The organism is Phytoactinopolyspora mesophila, assembly GCF_010122465.1.
Taxonomy (GTDB): domain Bacteria; phylum Actinomycetota; class Actinomycetes; order Jiangellales; family Jiangellaceae; genus Phytoactinopolyspora; species Phytoactinopolyspora mesophila.
In genome coordinates this window covers 1-17,660 of the sequence record NZ_WLZY01000012.1, presented here as the reverse complement: position 1 = coordinate 17,660, position 17,660 = coordinate 1, and the positions used below count along the sequence as shown (strand labels likewise).

The window sequence follows — 17,660 nt, the reverse complement described above, 5'->3', positions numbered from 1 at the left end:
CGTCCGGACTATTGTCGTTGTGGAAAGGGTGAGGGTGAGCGGGTGATGCCGATGGTTTTGGCGCAGTTCCTCAAGGCGGAAACCGGGACGGTACAGGGGGCACGCGATGTCTGAGAGGAGTGCACCCGGCAGGGGCTCTGGGGCACCGCATCCGGATGCGGGTCTGGAAGCTGCCACCAAGAACGAGGTTCAGCACCTGCCGTCGGATTCGCCGGTGCGATTTGTGACCCCGGATGGCGAGCTGGCGCCGCGGGCTGAACGCAACGGGTACGAATTCCCGTCGGAAAAGCTCTTGTTGTCGGCCTATCGGGCCATGGTGGTGGGGCGCCGGTTCAATACCGAAGCGACCGCATTGACGAAGATGGGCCGGCTGGCCGTTTATCCATCATCACGCGGGCAGGAAGCTTGCCAGGTCGGTGGCGTGGTTGTGCTCGACGAGCGGGATTGGCTCTTCCCCACCTATCGGGACACGGTGGCGCTGATTTCCCGGGGAATCGACCCGGTTGAGGCTCTGGGGTTGCTTCGCGGAGATTGGCATTGCGGCTATGACCCGATGGCTACTCGAACGGCACCGCAGTGCACCCCGCTGGCAACCCACATGCCACACGCTGTTGGGCTGGCATACGCGGCACGACGCCGGGGCGAGGACCTTGTCGCGATGGTTTATGTCGGCGACGGCGGAACCAGTGAGGGAGATTTCCACGAAGCATTGAACTTCGCCGCGGTCTTCAACGCGCCGGTGGTGTTCCTGGTGCAGAACAACAGGTATGCGATCTCGGTGCCGTTGTCGCGGCAGTCGGCCGCGCCCTCGTTGGCTCACAAGGGGGTCGGCTACGGGATCCGGAGTGAGCAGGTGGACGGCAACGACGCCGTGGCCGTGGTGTCGGTCCTCTCGGACGCCGTGGCGTTCGCCCGGACCGGCCGCGGACCGGTCTTGGTCGAAGCCCACACGTACCGGATGGACGCGCATACCAACGCCGACCCGGTCGGCCGCTACCGGGACGCCTCGGAGGCCGAGGAATGGATCGAGCGCGATCCGATGACTCGGCTCGAGGCCTACCTCTCGGCCGCCGGTGTTCTGACCGACAGCGACATCAAGGCGGCTAATGACGCCGCGGAAGACTTCGCGACGGGAATGCGGCCACAGCTGAACGCCAACCCGGAGGTGCATCCGCTGGAGATCTTCGATTACGTGTTCGCCGAGCCGACTCCACAATTGCGTGAACAACGTTCTCAGCTGGAAGCCGAACTGGCGCAGGAGGCGTGATGGCGATCTCGATGGCTCAGGCGCTGAATGCCGCGATGCGCGATGCGATGCAAGCCGACAGCTCTGTCGTCGTATTCGGAGAAGACGTCGGCACACTCGGCGGTGTCTTCACTGTCACGGCCGGGTTGGCTGAGGAATTCGGCGAGGACCGCTGTTTCGACACACCCCTGGCGGAGAGCGGTATCGCCGGCTTCGCGGTCGGCATGGCGATGCAGGGGTTCCGGCCGGTGATCGAGATGCAGTTCGACGCCTTCGCCTATCCCGCGTTCGAACAGCTCGCCTCGCATGTGGCGAAGATCCGGAACCGGACTCGCGGCGCGGTTCATGTGCCCATGGTGATCCGGATTCCCTACGGAGGCGGGATCGGCGGAGTGGAGCATCACTCCGACTCGTCGGAGAGCCACTACGCGCACATACCCGGGCTCAAAGTGGTCACGCCGGCGACGGTGGAGGATGCGTACTCGCTGCTGCGTGAGGCGATCGACGATCCCGACCCGGTCGTGTTCATGGAGCCGAAGAAGTTGTACTGGACCAAGTCCGAAGCCAGTATGCCGGTTCGCACCGCCGGTTTCGGTCAGGCGTCGATCCGGCGGACCGGGTCCGACATCACCCTTATCGCGTATGGCACGACCGTTCCTACGGCACTGGAAGCCGCGGAGGCGGCCACCGAGCAAGGCTTGGACATCGAAGTAGTCGATCTGCGTACGCTGGTTCCCTTGGACGATGCCACGATCGTCGGCTCCGTCACCCGGACCGGACGTTGTGTGGTGGTCACCGAGGCCAACGGCTTCGCCGGAATCGGTGCCGAACTCGTCGCCCGTATCCAGGAGCGTTGCTTCTATTCCCTCGACGCGCCGGTTCTGCGGGTCACCGGCTTCGACGTGCCGTACCCGCCGCCGCTGTACGAGCATCATTACCTGCCCGGCGTGGACCGCATTCTCGACGCGGTGGACCGGCTCGAGTGGGAGGACCAGTCGAAGAGCGCTTAGAACCCGCGGGGTCTTGGTGCTTGAGGCAATGACGGCGCCTGGCTACGAGGGGTGGCGGCTGCCGGCCGGCGGGTCGAGGTTCAGTTGCCGCCGGTACTCGTGCCACTGCATGACGGCCTGGCGGATGGTCTGGTGCATGAAACTCATGTACTCGGCGCTTTCGTGGAGCCGGCGGGCGCCTTGGCCTGGTGCCAGGGCGGCCGCGCCTTCGCGCAGGACCGACTCGTATCGCGCAGTTACCGGCTCCCGTTGCTGCATGATCCGTGCCCAGACATCGCCGTCGTACACGCGGTACACGTCGGCGCGGCTGCCGGGCTCACGTTCTCGAGCCAGCAGGCCGACGCTGACGAGGCTCTGGAGTGCACCGGATATGGCCGCCGGACTCACCTGCAGACCATCCGCCAGCTGGCGTGCGGTGTAGCGTTCATCGTCGTCGACCAGCACGAAGGCGAAGACCCGGGCGGGCATCCGGCTGAGACCGCCGTCGGAGAAGACGAGTGCGAGGCGGTCCACGACCCGCCACCACGCTTCGTCCGTCTCGTGGGCAGTGGCCGGCCCGGAGTTCTGCGCGTCCTGGGAGTGACGGTGGGCGCGGCTCGCGGTTGCGGAGTGTTCGTCTTGCGCCATACATTCACGATATTCAGAATTCATGAATTTGTGAATCTCGCGTATCATGCTCAAGCATGGCAGGGGGTTGTTGCCCCATCACGGATTAGTGCAAGGATCTCTGCGTGAACGCTTGGGGCATTGCGGTGACGTTGTCGATCGCCGCTGCCACGTTCCACGCCTCGGCGGCGGTGTTCCAGGAGCGGATCGCCGGTGCGCACAGCGCTTCGCCTGCTCGCCGGTTAGGTACATTGAGGCTGTTGCGGCGGGCTCGATGGTGGTGGGCGGTCGTTCTGACCGGTATCGCCTCGTCACTGCACATCGTCGCGCTACATTTCGGGCCGCTGACGGTGGTGCAGCCATTGGGCGCGTTGACCCTCGTCCTGGCGTTGACCCTTTCAGCTGCGCTGGCCGGGCGGCGGGTGGTGCGGGCCGAATGGCTCGGCGTGGCCCTGACCATGGCAGGTCTGGGCCTGCTGCTGCATCTGACGACGGCCGAGGGCCCAAGGATCGCATTGAGCTCGTCGGAGGTCCGGGCGCTCACGGTGGTGGCGGTCGGCATCATGGCTGGTTTGGTCGTGGCCGCGATGGGCGCCAAGCGGCTGGTGACCCGCAGCCTGGTGCACGCCGCGGCTGCCGGTGTCGCGTTCGGCGTGGCGTCGGCGATGGCCAGGACTGTCACTGTCCGGATGTCCGACCATGGCTGGACTGAAGCGATCGCTCCGGCCTCGGCCATCATGGTCGGTCTGGCTTTCGGTGGCCTGCTGCTGGCGCAGGCGGCCTACCGCGCGGGAGTAGGCGCCCCGCTGGCGACGCTGACGATCGTCAACCCGATCGTTGCGGCGACCATCGGGCTGCAGCTGCTGGGCGAGCGGTTCGTGGCGGGGGCCGGCGGCGCGGTCTTGGCGGGGCTGGCGGCCGTCGTCGCCGCCTCCGGCGTCATGCTGTTGGCTCGCAACCGGTTCATCGTGGCTCCACGGGTTCCGGACAAGATGCTGATCGCGAGTTGAGTCAGCTCCGTGGTGGTTCGGTGTCGTCGGCCTTCATCGCGCTGTCGGCGACTGCCGAGCCGGCCTCGTCGTACAGGTTGAACACGGCTTGGGCACCCTGTCGGCGAAGTGGCTCGATCTCATCGAGATGCTTGACGACGGCAGCAATGCGCCCCTGAAACGAGCTTCCCTGAAGTTGATCCAAGGCGAAGACGTTGCCCGCGTGATGCGGCATGGCCAAGATGACGTGTTCGACGCGGTCGGACAACTCAAGCCGTTCCCAGAAGTCCGGGTCTGCCGCATCTCCTTCTACGACGGTGTAACCCTTGGCTCGAAGCTGAGCGACTTTGGTCTCGTCCGCCTCGACGCCAAGTACCCGCATGCCGTAGGCCTGCGACAGGCGGTCGTAGGCGCCACGCCCAACGCGTCCCATACCCAACACCACCGCTCCGGCATCGCCCAGGTCGATGGGCCGGTCCGCAGGATGCAGCTTGGTCAGGTCTTGATCGGGCAGGTGTCGCTGCGCCCGCCGGAGGAGCGGACTGCTGCGTGCGTTGAGTAATGCCGCGAGGGCGAAGCTGAGCGCCACGGTCAGAGAGAGCGTGACGAGCCATTCGTCATCGAGCCACCCCTGGCTTGCGGCAAGCACCGCCACGATCAGGCCGAACTCGGAGAAGTTGCTCAGACTGAGCGAGGCCAAGAACGATGTGCGATGCCGCAACTTGAAGCCGGAGAAGATCACCATGAACAGGGCACTCTTCAAAGGCAGCACAACCACGAGGAGCAGAGCGACTCCGACGGTTTCCCAGGTGGGCAGGGCTGTCAAGCCGATCGAGACGAAGAATCCGACCAGGAACAGTTCTTTCAGATTGAACAAGGCCTTGGAGAGCCCGTTTGCGGCCGGATGTGGCGCCAGCAGCATCCCCACGATCAATGCTCCGAGGTCACCCTTGATTCCTACTTGTTCGAACAGGGCGTAACCGACGACAAGTGCGAGCACCACTCCGAACAAGATCTGCATCTCGCCGTGCCCGACGCGGACGAGCAGGTTGCGGAGCAACGGTGCCGCCGGGATCAGCAGGAGAAGGCCGGCTGCCCACGGACTGGGGAGGTCGCCCGTCGACGCCGTGAGGAAGACGACGGCGAAAATGTCCTGCATGATCAGCACGCCGATCGCCAACCGTCCGTACAGGGATCGGGTCTCGCTACGTTCCTCCAGGATCTTGACAGCGAAGACGGTGCTCGAGAAAGACAGTGCGAATGCCAGTAGGGCGAATGTGGTCCAGCCGGCTTCGTGCAGCATGGACAACCCGGCGAACTTCAGCAGTGCCAAGAAGGCGACCAGGAATCCAGTGGACGCCAGCATGTGAATGGTGGCCCCGCCCCAGACCTCACCTCGAAGGAGAGTGCGGATGTTGAGTTTCAGGCCGATGGTGAAAAGCAATAGCGTGACGCCGAGATCGGCGATGGTGCTCAGCTCAGGGGTGATTTCGTATCCCATGGCGTTGAGCGCGAACCCTGCGCCGAGGAATCCGACCAGGGGCGGAAGCCTGATGGCCATGGCGGCCAGGCCGCCAAGGAATGGCACCAGAAGGTAGGCAGGTTCCACGTCGTTCGCTTTCCAGGAGGGCCGTCGGGGTGCCCCGGGGCTGGGGCGGGAGTTTCGAGATTACTTTTCTGATGTGTCCGGTTTATGTGGCGGGTTCCCTGGATCGCTGCTGCCGCCCGTGAACGCCCTGTCCGCCGCGTGCCGGCGATGCTTCTGCCATTCAGCCATGGCAGCCCACATGTGCTCTTCGATGAAGCGGTAGAACTCGATGGTCTCGCGGATGCGGCGGCCACCTGGGCGCTCGGTGCCGATCACCTCGAGGCCTTCCGACAGCACTTCCAAGGTCCGGACGATGAATGGCCGGCGCTGAGCCATGATGGAACTCCAGATGTCGTCGTCGTAGACCCGGTAGTGGTCCACGCGAGAACCTGGCGCTCGCTCCTTGGCGAGCAGGCCGGCTTGAACTAGCTGGCGAACTGCTCCCGACACCGCGGCCGGGCTGACCCGTAGTCCCTCTGAGAGTTCGCGTGCGGTGTAGATCTCGGCGTCGTCGGCCAGAACATACGCGAAGACACGTGCCGACATGCGAGGGAGACCGGCCTCCGAGAGGAGCATGGCGAACTGCTCCACGAACTTGAGGACGTTCTGCTGATGCGCTTCTTCGTCGCGCTGGGCCTGCTGCAGGAGCCCGGCATCCGCGTCGTCTGGCGTCGTCGACAAACTCGAATCCCCCAATGTGACGTGACTCTGTTCAATCTTGTAGCCAGGAGCGTGTGTTCCGTGCTGCAGTGGATCTAGGGAAGCGATTCACGGTGGTGCCCACGTCCCGGCCTCGTGGCTATCCGGCTCGTACTTCTGACCATTGTCTCAGGAGCCGAGAATAGCGCCATTCATAGCTTTCACAAAAGTGTGAAGCATGTGTAAAGTGATCGCCATGACAACAGCGATCGATGTGACTGGCGTGGTCAAGACCTTTGGCCAGACACGTGCCTTGAACGGGCTGAACCTGCAGGTGGAGACGGGCGAAGTGCATGGCTTTCTGGGGCCCAACGGGGCCGGGAAGTCCACCACCATCCGGGTGTTGCTGGGGCTGCTGCGAGCGGACTCCGGTCGGGCGGTGTTGCTAGGGGGCGACCCGTGGAACGACGCGGTGGAGCTGCACAGGCGGCTGGCGTATGTGCCGGGTGACGTCGAACTCTGGCCCAACCTGACCGGTGGGGAAGCCATCGACCTACTGGCACGGCTGCGTGGCGGATTGAACCAGGCCCGCCGTGAGGAGCTGATCGAGCGCTTCGATCTGGATCCGACCAAAAAGGGACGTACGTACTCCAAGGGAAACCGGCAGAAAGTGGCGATCATTGCCGCCCTTGCGTCCGACGTTGAGCTGCTGATCTTGGATGAGCCCACGGCTGGCCTGGACCCGTTGATGGAGACCGTCTTCCAGGACTTCATCAACCAGGCCAAACACGAGGGCAAGACCGTCTTGCTCTCCAGCCACATCCTCGCCCAGGTCGAGAAGCTCTGCGACAAGATCAGCATCATCCGCCTGGGAGAGGTGGTGCAGTCCGGCACGCTGGCCGAGATGCGGCACCTGACTCGCACTACTGTCGAGGCTGTCACAGCGCAGCCACCCGCAGGTCTGACCGAGCTTCCCGGCATCCACGATTTCGAACACGACGACGGCCGAGTGCGCTTCGCGGTCGACGGCGAACACCTCGACGGCGCCGTCAAGCAGTTGAGTCAGCTCGGCATCCGCAGTCTCACCAGCCACCCGCCGACACTCGAAGAGCTGATGCTGCGCCATTACGGCGATGACCTTCAAAGCAATGGCGCGGGTGCGCACGCCAACGGGCGCGGCGCAGAGGAGTCCTGATGGCCACGGCAATCACTGCCCCGCCGGCTCGGCACCGGACCGAACCCGGGCGGCAGAACACGCTGGCCGGAACCGGCACACTTGTACGGTTTGGCCTCCGCCGGGATCGAGTTCGGCTGTCGCTCTGGGCCGGCGGCATCGTCCTGATGACGCTGCTGATCAATGCGACCTGGGAAGAGAACTACGGCGACCGCGAAGAGCTGCTCGAAATCGCGCAGACTCTTGACAGCCCGGCCATGATCGCCATGGTCGGCGTCAACCACGCCGGGGTGGAAGGCACCAGCTACGGCTCGATGATGGGCCAGCAGATGTTCTGGTTCACTCTCATCGCGGTGGCGATCATGAGCATCCTGACCATGGTCCGGCACACTCGCGCCGAGGAAGAGGCCAACCGCGCCGAACTGGTCCGTGCCTCGGTGGTTGGGCGGCACGCCTATTTGACTTCGGCACTGATCATAGTCGGCTTCGCCAATGTGGCGGTCGGCCTGTTGATGGCGGTGGGGCTCGGAGCCATGGACGTTCCGACGGTCGATTGGGCCGGATCATGGCTGTACGGAACCGGGCACATCGTTGTCGGCCTCGCGTTCGCCGGTATCGCCGCCATCGCGATTCAGATCACCGGATACTCCCGTGGCGCCGCTGGCTGGGGATTCTCGGCGCTCGGCGTCGCATATGTGCTCCGGGCCATGGGAGACGCCGGTGAGAACGCGCTGAACTGGCTCTCGCCGATCGGTTGGGCGCAGGAGACCAGGGTCTATGTCGACAACCGTTGGTGGCCGTTGCTGATCGCGGTCGTGGCAGCCGTCGCGTTCGCTGCCATCGGCTACTACCTGTCGATAAAACGAGACGTCGGAGCCGGCCTACGGGCCGCGCGCCTGGGCAAGCCAACCGCGTCGGATTCGCTCACCACGCCGCTCGGCTTCGCGGTGCGGTTGCATCGCGGCTTGTTGATCGGCTTCGGCATCGGGGTGATGCTGCTGGGTGCTTCGTACGGGTCAATCCTCGGTGACGTGGAGAGCTTGCTGGAAGACGTCACAGCGTTCGCAGAGCTCACTGAAGGCCTTGGCGGGACCGCGTTGGAGGCTTTCAGCGCACAGGTCCTGGCCATCATGGCGATTATCAGCTCGATTTACGTCGTGCTCGCCATGCAGCGGCCACGTTCCGAGGAGACGAGTGGTCGCGCTGAACCCCTGTTGTCCACGGCCGTATCCCGGTCCAAGTGGCTCAGCAGCCACTTGGCGATCGCGAGCATCGGTGGCCTGGCCATGCTGTTGCTCGTTGGCATCGGCTTCGCCGGCGCCGGTGTGGCAGCGGCAGGGGAGAACGCCGTGTTCGGCGACCTATTGGCCGGCTCGCTCGTCTACGTTCCGGCGCTTTGGGTTACCGCCGGTGTGGCGGTTGCCCTGATGGCTTGGGTGCCGCGAGCAACGATGCTGACCTGGCTCATCGTGGTGTATAGCTTTGTGGTCGTCTACTTGGGAAACATCCTTCAGGTGCCGGAGTGGACCAGAAATCTCACCCCGTTCGGGCACGTGCCGCAGGTGCCCTCTGCCGACTTCGACATAGTCCCGTTGTTGATCCTCACCGCGGTCGCGGCTGGGCTGTACGCGTTCGGGCTGTACGGCTTCCGTCGCCGGGATCTGGAAACGAAGTAGGCGTTCTCAGGTGCTCCAGCAGCGCGGGGCGGTCGTCGCGGCTTGACGCCCGCCCCGCGTCGTGACACCTGATCATGTCATCGGCCACATTGCTTGATAGTCCCAGCAGGTCGCAGCATAGGCTTGGGCATCTATGAGTGACTGGGAAGGCGTACGGCTGCACGTCGTCACCGGGAAGGGCGGCGTCGGAAAGACGACGGTCTCGGCCGCGCTCGCTCTGGCCCTGGCGGCCAACGGGCACAAGGTGTTGCTGGCCGAGGTCGAGGGCCGGCAGGGCCTGGCCCACCTCTTCGATGTGGGTCCTCTCGACTACACCGAACGTCGCATCGCGTCGGCACCCGGCGGGGGCGAGGTGTATGGCCTTGCCATTGACGCCCGCGAGGCGATGCACGAGTACCTCACCCTGTTCTACAAGCTGGGCCGGGCGGCGCGGGCTCTCGACCGGGTGGGATTCGTCGAATTCGCCACGACCATCGCACCCGGGCTGCGAGACGTCCTCCTCACCGGCAAGACCTACGAGTCGACCAGGCGACAGACCAGCGGTGGTGCGTACGTGTACGACGCAGTGATCCTCGATGCGCCCCCCACCGGCCGGGTCACGCGTTTTCTCGACGTCAACGCGTCGGTGTCGTCTCTCGCGCGCGTTGGGCCGGTCCACCGGCAGGCGACGTCGATCACGAAGCTGCTGCACAGCCCTCGAACCGCCGTGCACGTGGTGACCCTTCTCGAAGACATGCCGGTTCAGGAGGCCGTCGACACCGTCACCGAGCTGGGGGAGACCGAGATTCCAGTCGGCGCCGTGATAGTCAACCAGGTCCGCAAACCTCACCTGAATGGGGAGGAACGGATACTGGCGAAGCAACGCGAGCTCGACCGCGAGGCCATTGTCGCGGGACTCCAGGCGGCCGCCGTGCCACACACCCCAGCGACTCTGGATCGCCTGGCCGCGGAAGCGGCGGATCACGCCGCTCGTCTTGATCTCGAAGACGACGCCCGAGTCGACCTGAGCACACTTGAGCGCCCGATGTACGACCTCCCTCACCTACCTGATGGCATCGATCCGACCGCCGTCTACGAGCTGGCCGAGATCCTGCAGGAACAGGGGGCGGCATGAGCGCCGCGCGGCGAAGCCCTCGCCTGGACGTCGATCATCTTCTCGACGACCCACGCAGGCACGTGATCGTGTGTTGTGGATCCGGAGGCGTCGGCAAGACGACGACGGCGGCCGCGTTAGGGCTTCGAGCCGCCGAGCGCGGCCGGAAGACGGTGGTCTTGACCATTGACCCGGCCCGTCGGCTGGCGCAATCGATGGGACTCACTGAGCTGGACAACACGCCGCGTGCGGTGCCGGATGTTCACCTGGACGAGGGCGGCCGGCTTGACGCGATGATGCTCGACATGAAGCGCACCTTCGACGAGGTCGTGGAGTCACACGCGCCACCGGAGCGTGCTCGCCAGATCCTGGCCAACCCCTTCTACCAGGCGCTGTCGTCGTCCTTCGCGGGTACCCAGGAGTACATGGCCATGGAGAAGCTGGGTCAGTTGCGCCAGCGCGGCCAGTGGGACCTGATCGTGGTGGACACGCCACCTTCGCGCTCTGCCCTCGACTTTCTCGACGCGCCGGAACGGCTGGGCTCGTTTCTGGACGGCCGCCTGATTCGCCTCCTTGGCGGCCCGGTGCGGGCCGGCGGACGAGCCTATCGAGCCTTCTTCCAGGCTGGATTCAACGTCGTCACCGGTGCCATGACCAAGGTGCTGGGTGGCGACCTGTTACGCGATGTGCAGACATTCGTCAATGCGCTGGACACCATGTTCGGTGGCTTCAGGGAGCGTGCTGAGCAGACCTACGCCTTGTTACAGCGCCCGGAGACGGCGTTCGTCGTCGTCGCGGCGCCGGAGCCGGATGCCTTGCGCGAGGCGTCGTACTTCATCGACCGGCTGTCCGAGGACGCGATGCCGCTGGCCGGGCTGGTGCTGAACCGGATCCACATCGACGGCCCGGGTGGGGTCAGCGAAAAGCAAGCCATCGCCGGCGCCGAACGGCTGGAGGAACTGGGCGAACATCAGCTCACCGCTGCGTTGCTGCGGCTACACGCCGATCGGCTGGCGGCCGCGAGCCGCGATCAGCGGATGGGCGAGAGATTCACCGCCGCTCATCCAGACGTCCAAGTCACCCGTGTGCCGGCGCTGGCCACGGAGATCCACGACCTCGATGGCCTGCGCGAAGTGGGCCGCCTGCTCAGCGAGTAAACGGCCCACTTAGTGCCGGTGGCTCTTAGAGGTCGCGCGAATAGGGATCGGCTGGTTCGCGTGCCCTGGCATCCTGGCTGGCGGCGTTCTCCTCAGTCGACGCACAAACCCAGTGCGTCTTCCTCGTCGGCCTTGCCATCCAGGCGCCAGACCCCGCTCACTATCAGCCGCCCCTATTCGCGCGACCTCTTAGTCGCGCCAGCCGTCGTCGTCGTCATCATCATCATCGTCGTTATTGTCCGGCGGCGGTGGCGGCGGGGACGGTGGGTCGTTCTCGGGGATGCGGAACTCCCGCTCGTCCTCGTCGTCATCGTTGTTCCCGGGCGGGTTGCCATTGCTGACGAATAATCGGATGTTGATGCCGGACGGTGCTTCCGAACCGGCGCCGGGATCGCTACGGACGACCCGGCCCTCGGGTAAGTCTGAATCTATCCGGCTCGTCACGGCCGCGGTAAAACCCGCATCTTCCAGGGTCTCGATCGCTTCGTCGGAATCCATGCCCCGCACGTCGGGAACTGTAGTGCTGATGCCCTGGATGACCGAGCCGTCGGGCTCCTCGAAGGACTGGTTGGACTGACCTTCGAGGGTCTTGTCCATCATCTGCTTCCAGATGGGCCCGGGGATGCAGCCACCACAGGGGTCGATGCGTTGCCCGTTGAACGTCATGCCGCGCAGACTGCGCAACTGGCTGGCGTTGTTCGGATCGCCGTCGACGTCGCCGACCGCTACGGCCGTGGAGAGCTGCGGTACGTAGCCGACCCACCACACGGCGATGGAGTCGTTCGTGGTTCCCGTCTTGCCCGCCGACCTACGGCCGCCTTCGAGCTGCATGCGGTTACCGGTGGCTCCAGAGTTGTGCACGACGCCTTCGAGGACCATGTTGACCGTGTCGGCGACGGGCTCTTCCAGAACGCGTTCGCAGTTGGGCTCGATGTTGTCCACGATGACGTCGCCGTTGCGGTCCTTGATGGTGAGAATGGCGGTGGACTCGCAGTGCACGCCGCGGTTGGCGAAGGTGGCGTAGGCCTCGGCCATGCCCAGCGGCGAGACCTCATTCGCACCCAGGACGGACGCCGGGTAGGGGAGGAGGTCGTTGCCGTCGGCGCGCCCGGCGCCCATCTCTTCGGCCAAGGTCAGTGGTTCACACAGGCCGGTTTGCTGAGCCAGTTGTGCGTAGTACGTGTTGACCGAGCGCTCCGTGGCAGTGGCGAGGTTGAACCGGCCGTTGCCAGTCGAGTTTCGCGGTGGCCAGGTCTCGGTGCTCCTGATCTGGCCGTCGCAGTTCGTGAAACTGTTGACCGGCAACTCTAACCGGCCCGGAGAGTCGAACGACGTGTCGAGGCTGATGTCCTGGTTGATGGCGGCGGCGAGGAAGAAGGTCTTGTACGCCGAACCAGGCTGCATACCTACGCTGCCGCCCATGTCGCGGTCGACCGCGAAGTTCACGTTGCTGACGCCTTCGCCCTCGACGCCGTACTCCCGAGAGTTGGACAACGCCTTGATGTGGCCGGTGCCAGGTTCTACCGACGCGAGTGAGGCTACGGCCTCATCGGTCGCGGCCACCCAGTCCGAGACGGCCTCATCCGCCGCGCGCTGGGCGTCGCGGTCCAGAGTGGTTTCGATGGTCAGCCCGCCGGTCCGGAGTGCATCCTCCCGCTCCGCGGGAGTTTCACCGAGTTCTTCCATGGTGCGAATTTCGTTGACCACGTAGTCGCAGAAATAGCCCGCCCATGCGTTGACACAGCCGTTGGAGACCCTGGTGGGATCGAGTTCGAGTTCGGTCTGGCGTGCCTCGGCGGCCTCGGCCTCGCTGATCCGCCCGGTCTCGGCCATGCGGCCCAGGACGACGTTGCGGCGCCCGAGGGCGGCTTCCGGGTTCTCCGTGGGCGCGTACTGGTTGGGGCTCTGGACCAGGCCGGCCAGGGTGGCCGCCTGCTCCACCGTGAGGTCGCTGGCGCTGGTGGAGAAGTATGTCCGGGCGGCTGTTTCGACGCCGTAGGCGCGGGAGCCGAAGTAGGCGATGTTCAAGTAGCGTTCGAGGATTTCTTCCTTGGTGAACTCTTGCTCCACGTTGATGGCCATCCGGAGCTCTTCGAGCTTACGGCGGTAGCCTTCGATGCCTTGGCTGGCCAGCACGTCCAGCCGTTCTTCCTCGGTCTCTGCCTGCAAGAGACGGACCTGCTTGACGTACTGCTGGGTCAGGGTGGAGCCACCACCCTGTGTGGAGCCTGCCTCGACGTTGCGGACCGCCGCGCGTAGCGTGCCCTGGAAATCGATCGGCCCTCGCTCGAAGAAGCGGTCGTCTTCGATGGCGAGGATGGCGTCGATCATGTTGTCGGAGATGTCGTCGAGTTCGACGTACCTCCGATTCTCTTCGAAGAATGTCGCGAGCCTGCGGCCGTCGGCGTCGCGGATGCGGGAGGTCTCCGCGAGCTGGCCGGCCTCGAACTCGAGGTCCATGTTGCGGAACCAATCGGCGCTCTCGCGGGCCCCCAGCCCCAATGCGCCCATGACGGGCAGCGCTAGGCCGGCTATCAAGATGCCGCAGAGGGCACTGACACCGATGACAAGGAAGATTCTGCGGATGCCGGAAGCAATGGCCGACGGTCTGAACGCCATACAAAGCAGAGTAGCGACTCTGATCGACAAGGCAAACTTCCCGCGCACAGGCGCGCACAGCTACCACATCTCGAAGATCGTTGCAATGGGGCGAGTGGACGATCCTATTCCGTGCGATCAGGTCTAGCCTGTGACTATGATCTTTGCATATCGTCACAAGTGAAGAGTTACAGGGGCAGCGAGCTGGAAACTTGTCCAGGTCACGGGGGTGGTTTAGACATGACACTTGTCAAAGATTGGCTGACGGAAGCGGCCTGCCAAAGCACTGAGCCGGACGCGTTGTTCGTTCCGGGCGCGGCGCAGAACCGAGCAAAGGCGGTCTGCTTCGGGTGTCCGGTGCGTACGGAGTGCCTGGCGGATGCGCTGGACAACCGGACAGAGTTCGGTATCTGGGGTGGCATGACGGAGCGGGAGCGGCGTGCCCTGTTGCGTCGGCGGCCCAACGTCACGTCATGGCACGCGCTGTTGGATGCGGCACGGGATAATTATCAAAACATGCGTGAAGCTGGCTGACGGGAAATTTCAGAGTTTCTCATAAGGCGGCGTGCTGGACAGCCTGTGTGTGCTGTCCAGCACGCACTGCCTACCTATTCGGTCCGTTGGTCCCTTCTTTCTCGGGGGGCGTCCGGTCCGGTCCGTCCCTCTGTGGGGGCCGCTTCCTCCGGCCCGGCGTAATCCGGCGCCGTATGATCCCTGGTGGAATATGCGGTGCCCGGACGGTGTGCGGCCGGTTCGGCGGCTCGGGCGATCCCGCCGCCGACGATGCCGCCCAGTGCGGCCGCGACGAGGCCGATCAGCAATGACCAGAACGTCGCCCACAAGGTGCCTGCGCCGAGTTCCGGCAGTGGCGTGGTGAACGTCTCAAACAGCTGAAGTGCCTGCGGCAGCGGGAACACCGTCACCACGACCAGCAGTGATCCCCATACGGTCACGCCGTGGAGCAGACCTGTTCCGGCCCCAGGTATACCCGAGAGCCCGCCGGCGATCAGGCCGGCTATGAAGAGCGCGGCCACGGCGGACGCGAAGGCGAACCAGTGCAGGTTGTCCGCGATCGCGTTCACCCCGGCGCCTTGTCCCCATGCCACCCAGAGGGCGGAGAGCAGCACCATCAGTGCGAAGCCGATCACGGCTCCGGCGATCACGGCGCCCCAGCGGATGAACGTGGTTCCGGTGACCCTTTCTGGTGTAGTCACCATTTGAATCACTCCTTTAGCCAAGACCGCCCATGTTGGCCATGGTGGTCGCAGCCTCGTAGGGATTGACCACTGATGTGCCCGGTACCCCGCGCGTCCCGCGTCAAACCCCGAGCGCCGGTGAGTGGCGATCATGCGAACTTATGTTCTAATCTCGCCGCATGCGGGGGATGCAGGAACGTGAGCAGCCTGAGCATGTCTTGAACCGTCAAGAAGTGCTCAATCACCACTGGCCGCGCGAGCCGCAGGGCTATCGGTATTACGAGCCTGGGATCCCCGTCCAAGTGCGGATTGTCTGGGAGCAAGACGGTGAAGAGTTCGTCGAGGGGGTAGCCAGGTGCTGGGATCCCAGCCATGTTTACGTCGAGGTTCGAGATATCCGCAACGCGACCAACGGAGTCTGGGTGAAACCACACGATGTCTACCGGCGGCTGCCGACGTGAGTTGACGGCCGTCGGCGGTAGGGTCCGAGCGTGCGTCGCCGCGGACCTCGCCCGCCCGTGTGAGCTGATCGTTCGGTGGCCCCACCAATTCATCTGTCGAGATTCCTCTACCGAACCCATGGTGTGAACCGGCATTCTTGATGGACACTCGAAGGTACTCGGCCGAGTGGGGACCTATGACCGATCATCAATCGTCCGGCGACGATCACGGTGTCGACCCGTCGGCAGACGCGACGGCGACTCAACTGGCGGCGTTGGCCCTCGTGCGCCTGTGCATCAGAGATGAGCCGGCCAGCCTGTCTGTCGACCTGCTGACCGAGGAAGACGGCACCATCGACGTCGGCGTGGTCCAGGAACTCGTGAACCTCTCGGCCAACCTCACCTACACCTTGGCCGACGTCTTGGACGTCGGCCCAGAAGAGTTGCTTGACGGCCTGGTGCGAGAGGTGGTGAACGACGACGAGAACGAACAGTCTTGATGGTCCAGGTGCTGCTGGGGGCCTGACCTGATGGCGAGCGGGTGCCGCCGAGTGCCGGCGTCGAGCCGCAGCCCGGTCAGTCTCGTTCAGAAGCGGACGAATCCGGGCGAGCGAGTAGGGGCCTATGACGAATCAACAACCCGCCGGTGACGACCCCGGTACCGAACGTCGCACTGACGCCACATCCGCGCAGCTGTCGGCGCTGGCACTGGTGCGGCTGGCGATTCGGGACGAGCCGGCCAGGCTCTCTGTTGATCTGCTCACCAACGACGCCGGAAAATACGATGTCGACGTCATTCATGAGCTGGTCCGGCTTTCGGCCACTCTCACACAAGCACTCGCCGACGTGACCGGTGTCGAGGTCGAGCAGATGCTCGACGAGCTGATCAGTCACGTTATCCACGACGACCCGGGACGCTAGTAGAGGACCTTATGGGCCTCGCCGGGATGCGGATGCCGCCCGTGAGTCCGTGCCCGAGCCGTCCGCCGGTAGCCGATGCCGCGCAGCCATCACCAGTGTTGATGAACGAGGGGGCGGATGCGGTCCGCGTAGATCTCGCGGATGGCTTCCGTAGTCTCGGTGCCGAGCGGCGCGAGCTCCGCGGCCTCGGCGTTCGCGCGCGCCTGTTCTGGCGACCTAGCCCCCGGGATAACCACAGAGACTTCGGGGCGGTCGATGATCCAGCGCAGTGCCAATTGTGCAGTTGAGTAGCCCTCGGGCGTAAGAGCGGCGATGTCGCGTGCCGCGGCCACGCCGATGTCGTATGGAACTCCGGAGAACGTCTCGCCTTTGTCGAACGCCTCGCCGTGGCGATTGAAGGTGCGGTGATCGTCCGCCGCGAATCTGGTGGACTCGTCGTACCTGCCGGAAAGCAGTCCACTGGCAAGTGGAACGCGTGCGATGATTCCGACCCCCGCCGCGGCTGCGGCCGGGAGGACCGCCTCGAGAGGTTTCTGGCGGAAGCAATTGAGGATGATCTGGATGGTGGCGAGGCCCGGATGGCGCAACGCGGTGAGCGCTTCCTCACAGGTCTCGACGCTCACACCGTAGGCCCGGATACGTTGCTCTTCGACCATCGTGTCCAGGGCCCCGAAGACCTGCTCGCTCTGGTAAACCGCCGGTGGTGGGCAGTGCAGCTGGACCAGGTCGATGGTGTCGACTCCGAGATTCTCCCGGCTGCGGTCGTTCCATGTCCGGAAGGCGTCGAGCGTGTAGGCCCCGGCGTCGTGCGGGTTCGCTCGCCGTCCCATCTTCGTCGCCACGGTCAAGTGGTCATGAGGGCGTTGCCGGAGCAGCTCGCCGACGAGCTGTTCACTCCGGCCATCGCCGTAGACATCCGCCGTGTCGATGAACGTCACCCCTGCATCGACCGCGGCATCGAGCGTTTCCAACGCCGCTTCCCGGCTGACCTCACCCCAGCTGCCGCCGATCTGCCAAGCGCCGAATCCGACCACGCCGATCTTTCGGCCTGTCTTTCCCAAGAGTCGTTTGTCCACGTTCCGACCTTAGAGCCTTAGCCTGGATCCGTGGAACCAGGGACTTCTTGATCGTGATCTTGGTTGATCGGTGCTGGTGTGGTGAAGGGCAGGAGGATGCTGCTGGTCCTGCCAGCCTTTCCATTTTCGGGGTCTCCGGTCGTGCCCTCGCGGGCGGTGGTCGGGTTCAGGCCACTGCTGGTGGCCCGGTGGCGAAAACCGCGTTGTAGAGGGTGCGCCATGGTGCGGCCCATGGCCAGTGCGCGGGCAGG

At 64.7% G+C, this 17,660-nt stretch carries 18 protein-coding genes; 11 read left to right on the top strand and 7 right to left on the bottom strand.

All coding sequences use genetic code 11. From position 1 onward, the window contains the following. The first annotated feature begins 106 nt into the window (after window positions 1-106). The gene (locus F7O44_RS25520) at window positions 107-1,267 is read left to right on the top strand and encodes a thiamine pyrophosphate-dependent dehydrogenase E1 component subunit alpha (RefSeq protein WP_162453153.1); all 1,161 of its coding nucleotides are present in this window, start codon (window positions 107-109) and stop codon (window positions 1,265-1,267) included. Next, window positions 1,267-2,256 (top strand): alpha-ketoacid dehydrogenase subunit beta, encoded by a 990-nt coding sequence (locus F7O44_RS25515; RefSeq protein ID WP_187361635.1) that lies wholly within the window; start codon window positions 1,267-1,269, stop codon window positions 2,254-2,256. Before F7O44_RS25520 ends, F7O44_RS25515 begins: the two co-directional genes overlap by 1 nt. A gap of 42 nt (window positions 2,257-2,298) precedes the next feature. Here the strand turns inward: F7O44_RS25515 and F7O44_RS25510 are convergent, their stop codons facing one another. After that, on the bottom strand, window positions 2,299-2,883 hold the full coding sequence (locus tag F7O44_RS25510; RefSeq protein WP_162453151.1) for a GbsR/MarR family transcriptional regulator: 585 nt from the start codon (window positions 2,881-2,883) through the stop codon (window positions 2,299-2,301). 104 nt (window positions 2,884-2,987) lie between these two features. Between F7O44_RS25510 and F7O44_RS25505 the strand changes: the two genes are divergently transcribed. Then, a complete protein-coding gene (locus tag F7O44_RS25505; RefSeq protein ID WP_162453150.1) occupies window positions 2,988-3,872 on the top strand; it encodes a DMT family transporter in 885 nt (294 codons plus the stop codon). Between the two features lies 1 nt (window position 3,873). On the opposite strand, the gene F7O44_RS25500 is transcribed toward F7O44_RS25505, so the two are convergent. Both F7O44_RS25500 and F7O44_RS25495 read right to left on the bottom strand, forming a co-directional pair. After that, complete coding sequence (locus tag F7O44_RS25500) at window positions 3,874-5,460, bottom strand: cation:proton antiporter domain-containing protein (protein ID WP_162453149.1); 1,587 nt, start codon at window positions 5,458-5,460, stop codon at window positions 3,874-3,876. Between the two features lie 60 nt (window positions 5,461-5,520). After that, window positions 5,521-6,120, bottom strand: a complete 600-nt coding sequence (locus F7O44_RS25495) for a GbsR/MarR family transcriptional regulator (protein ID WP_222851690.1) — start codon at window positions 6,118-6,120, stop codon at window positions 5,521-5,523. 214 nt (window positions 6,121-6,334) lie between these two features. Between F7O44_RS25495 and F7O44_RS25490 the strand changes: the two genes are divergently transcribed. From F7O44_RS25490 to bagB, 4 genes are all read left to right on the top strand, one after another. Next, complete coding sequence (locus F7O44_RS25490; protein ID WP_162453148.1) at window positions 6,335-7,273, top strand: ABC transporter ATP-binding protein; 939 nt, start codon at window positions 6,335-6,337, stop codon at window positions 7,271-7,273. After that, a complete protein-coding gene (locus F7O44_RS25485) occupies window positions 7,273-8,928 on the top strand; it encodes an ABC transporter permease (RefSeq protein WP_162453147.1) in 1,656 nt (551 codons plus the stop codon). Before F7O44_RS25490 ends, F7O44_RS25485 begins: the two co-directional genes overlap by 1 nt. 133 nt (window positions 8,929-9,061) lie before the next feature. Beyond that, window positions 9,062-10,042 carry an ATPase BagA gene (gene bagA, locus F7O44_RS25480; protein WP_162453146.1) on the top strand — a complete coding sequence of 327 codons (981 nt, stop codon included), beginning with the start codon at window positions 9,062-9,064 and terminating at the stop codon, window positions 10,040-10,042. Then, window positions 10,039-11,178, top strand: a complete 1,140-nt coding sequence (gene bagB / locus F7O44_RS25475; protein WP_162453145.1) for an ArsA family ATPase — start codon at window positions 10,039-10,041, stop codon at window positions 11,176-11,178. Before bagA ends, bagB begins: the two co-directional genes overlap by 4 nt. A 189-nt stretch (window positions 11,179-11,367) precedes the next feature. Here bagB and F7O44_RS25470 read toward each other — a convergent pair whose 3' ends face one another. Beyond that, complete coding sequence (locus F7O44_RS25470) at window positions 11,368-13,797, bottom strand: transglycosylase domain-containing protein (RefSeq protein ID WP_162453144.1); 2,430 nt, start codon at window positions 13,795-13,797, stop codon at window positions 11,368-11,370. Between the two features lie 219 nt (window positions 13,798-14,016). Here F7O44_RS25470 and F7O44_RS25465 point away from each other — a divergent pair, with 219 nt between their 5' ends. Continuing rightward, a complete protein-coding gene (locus F7O44_RS25465) occupies window positions 14,017-14,310 on the top strand; it encodes a WhiB family transcriptional regulator (protein WP_162453143.1) in 294 nt (97 codons plus the stop codon). Window positions 14,311-14,384: 74 nt separating this feature from the next. Here the strand turns inward: F7O44_RS25465 and F7O44_RS25460 are convergent, their stop codons facing one another. Beyond that, window positions 14,385-14,993, bottom strand: a complete 609-nt coding sequence (locus tag F7O44_RS25460; protein WP_162453142.1) for a TIGR04086 family membrane protein — start codon at window positions 14,991-14,993, stop codon at window positions 14,385-14,387. A 158-nt stretch (window positions 14,994-15,151) separates the two neighbouring features. Between F7O44_RS25460 and F7O44_RS25455 the strand changes: the two genes are divergently transcribed. From F7O44_RS25455 to F7O44_RS25445, 3 genes are all read left to right on the top strand, one after another. Then, window positions 15,152-15,433, top strand: coding sequence for a hypothetical protein (locus F7O44_RS25455; protein WP_162453141.1), 282 nt, complete (start codon window positions 15,152-15,154; stop codon window positions 15,431-15,433). Window positions 15,434-15,609: 176 nt separating this feature from the next. Then, entirely contained in the window at window positions 15,610-15,912 is a 303-nt protein-coding gene (locus tag F7O44_RS25450; protein ID WP_162453140.1) for a hypothetical protein, read from the top strand. A 124-nt stretch (window positions 15,913-16,036) separates the two neighbouring features. Continuing rightward, complete coding sequence (locus F7O44_RS25445) at window positions 16,037-16,333, top strand: hypothetical protein (protein WP_162453139.1); 297 nt, start codon at window positions 16,037-16,039, stop codon at window positions 16,331-16,333. A gap of 89 nt (window positions 16,334-16,422) precedes the next feature. Here F7O44_RS25445 and F7O44_RS25440 read toward each other — a convergent pair whose 3' ends face one another. Next, window positions 16,423-17,409, bottom strand: coding sequence for an aldo/keto reductase (locus tag F7O44_RS25440; RefSeq protein WP_162453138.1), 987 nt, complete (start codon window positions 17,407-17,409; stop codon window positions 16,423-16,425). A gap of 17 nt (window positions 17,410-17,426) precedes the next feature. Continuing rightward, window positions 17,427-17,660: hypothetical protein (locus tag F7O44_RS29780; RefSeq protein WP_222851689.1), on the bottom strand; the 234-nt coding region annotated here is incomplete at its 5' end.

What these genes read in the sequence shown, in the direction of transcription:
- F7O44_RS25520 (WP_162453153.1), top strand. Translation starts at nt 107, where the DNA reads ATGTCTGAGAGGAGTGCACCCGGCAGGGGCTCTGGGGCACCGCATCCG.
- F7O44_RS25515 (WP_187361635.1), top strand. Translation starts at nt 1,267, where the DNA reads ATGGCGATCTCGATGGCTCAGGCGCTGAATGCCGCGATGCGCGATGCG.
- F7O44_RS25510 (WP_162453151.1), bottom strand. Translation starts at nt 2,883, where the DNA reads ATGGCGCAAGACGAACACTCCGCAACCGCGAGCCGCGCCCACCGTCAC.
- F7O44_RS25490 (WP_162453148.1), top strand. Translation starts at nt 6,335, where the DNA reads ATGACAACAGCGATCGATGTGACTGGCGTGGTCAAGACCTTTGGCCAG.
- F7O44_RS25485 (WP_162453147.1), top strand. Translation starts at nt 7,273, where the DNA reads ATGGCCACGGCAATCACTGCCCCGCCGGCTCGGCACCGGACCGAACCC.
- bagA (WP_162453146.1), top strand. Translation starts at nt 9,062, where the DNA reads ATGAGTGACTGGGAAGGCGTACGGCTGCACGTCGTCACCGGGAAGGGC.
- bagB (WP_162453145.1), top strand. Translation starts at nt 10,039, where the DNA reads ATGAGCGCCGCGCGGCGAAGCCCTCGCCTGGACGTCGATCATCTTCTC.
- F7O44_RS25470 (WP_162453144.1), bottom strand. Translation starts at nt 13,797, where the DNA reads ATGGCGTTCAGACCGTCGGCCATTGCTTCCGGCATCCGCAGAATCTTC.
- F7O44_RS25465 (WP_162453143.1), top strand. Translation starts at nt 14,017, where the DNA reads ATGACACTTGTCAAAGATTGGCTGACGGAAGCGGCCTGCCAAAGCACT.
- F7O44_RS25460 (WP_162453142.1), bottom strand. Translation starts at nt 14,993, where the DNA reads ATGGTGACTACACCAGAAAGGGTCACCGGAACCACGTTCATCCGCTGG.
- F7O44_RS25455 (WP_162453141.1), top strand. Translation starts at nt 15,152, where the DNA reads ATGCGGGGGATGCAGGAACGTGAGCAGCCTGAGCATGTCTTGAACCGT.
- F7O44_RS25450 (WP_162453140.1), top strand. Translation starts at nt 15,610, where the DNA reads ATGACCGATCATCAATCGTCCGGCGACGATCACGGTGTCGACCCGTCG.
- F7O44_RS25445 (WP_162453139.1), top strand. Translation starts at nt 16,037, where the DNA reads ATGACGAATCAACAACCCGCCGGTGACGACCCCGGTACCGAACGTCGC.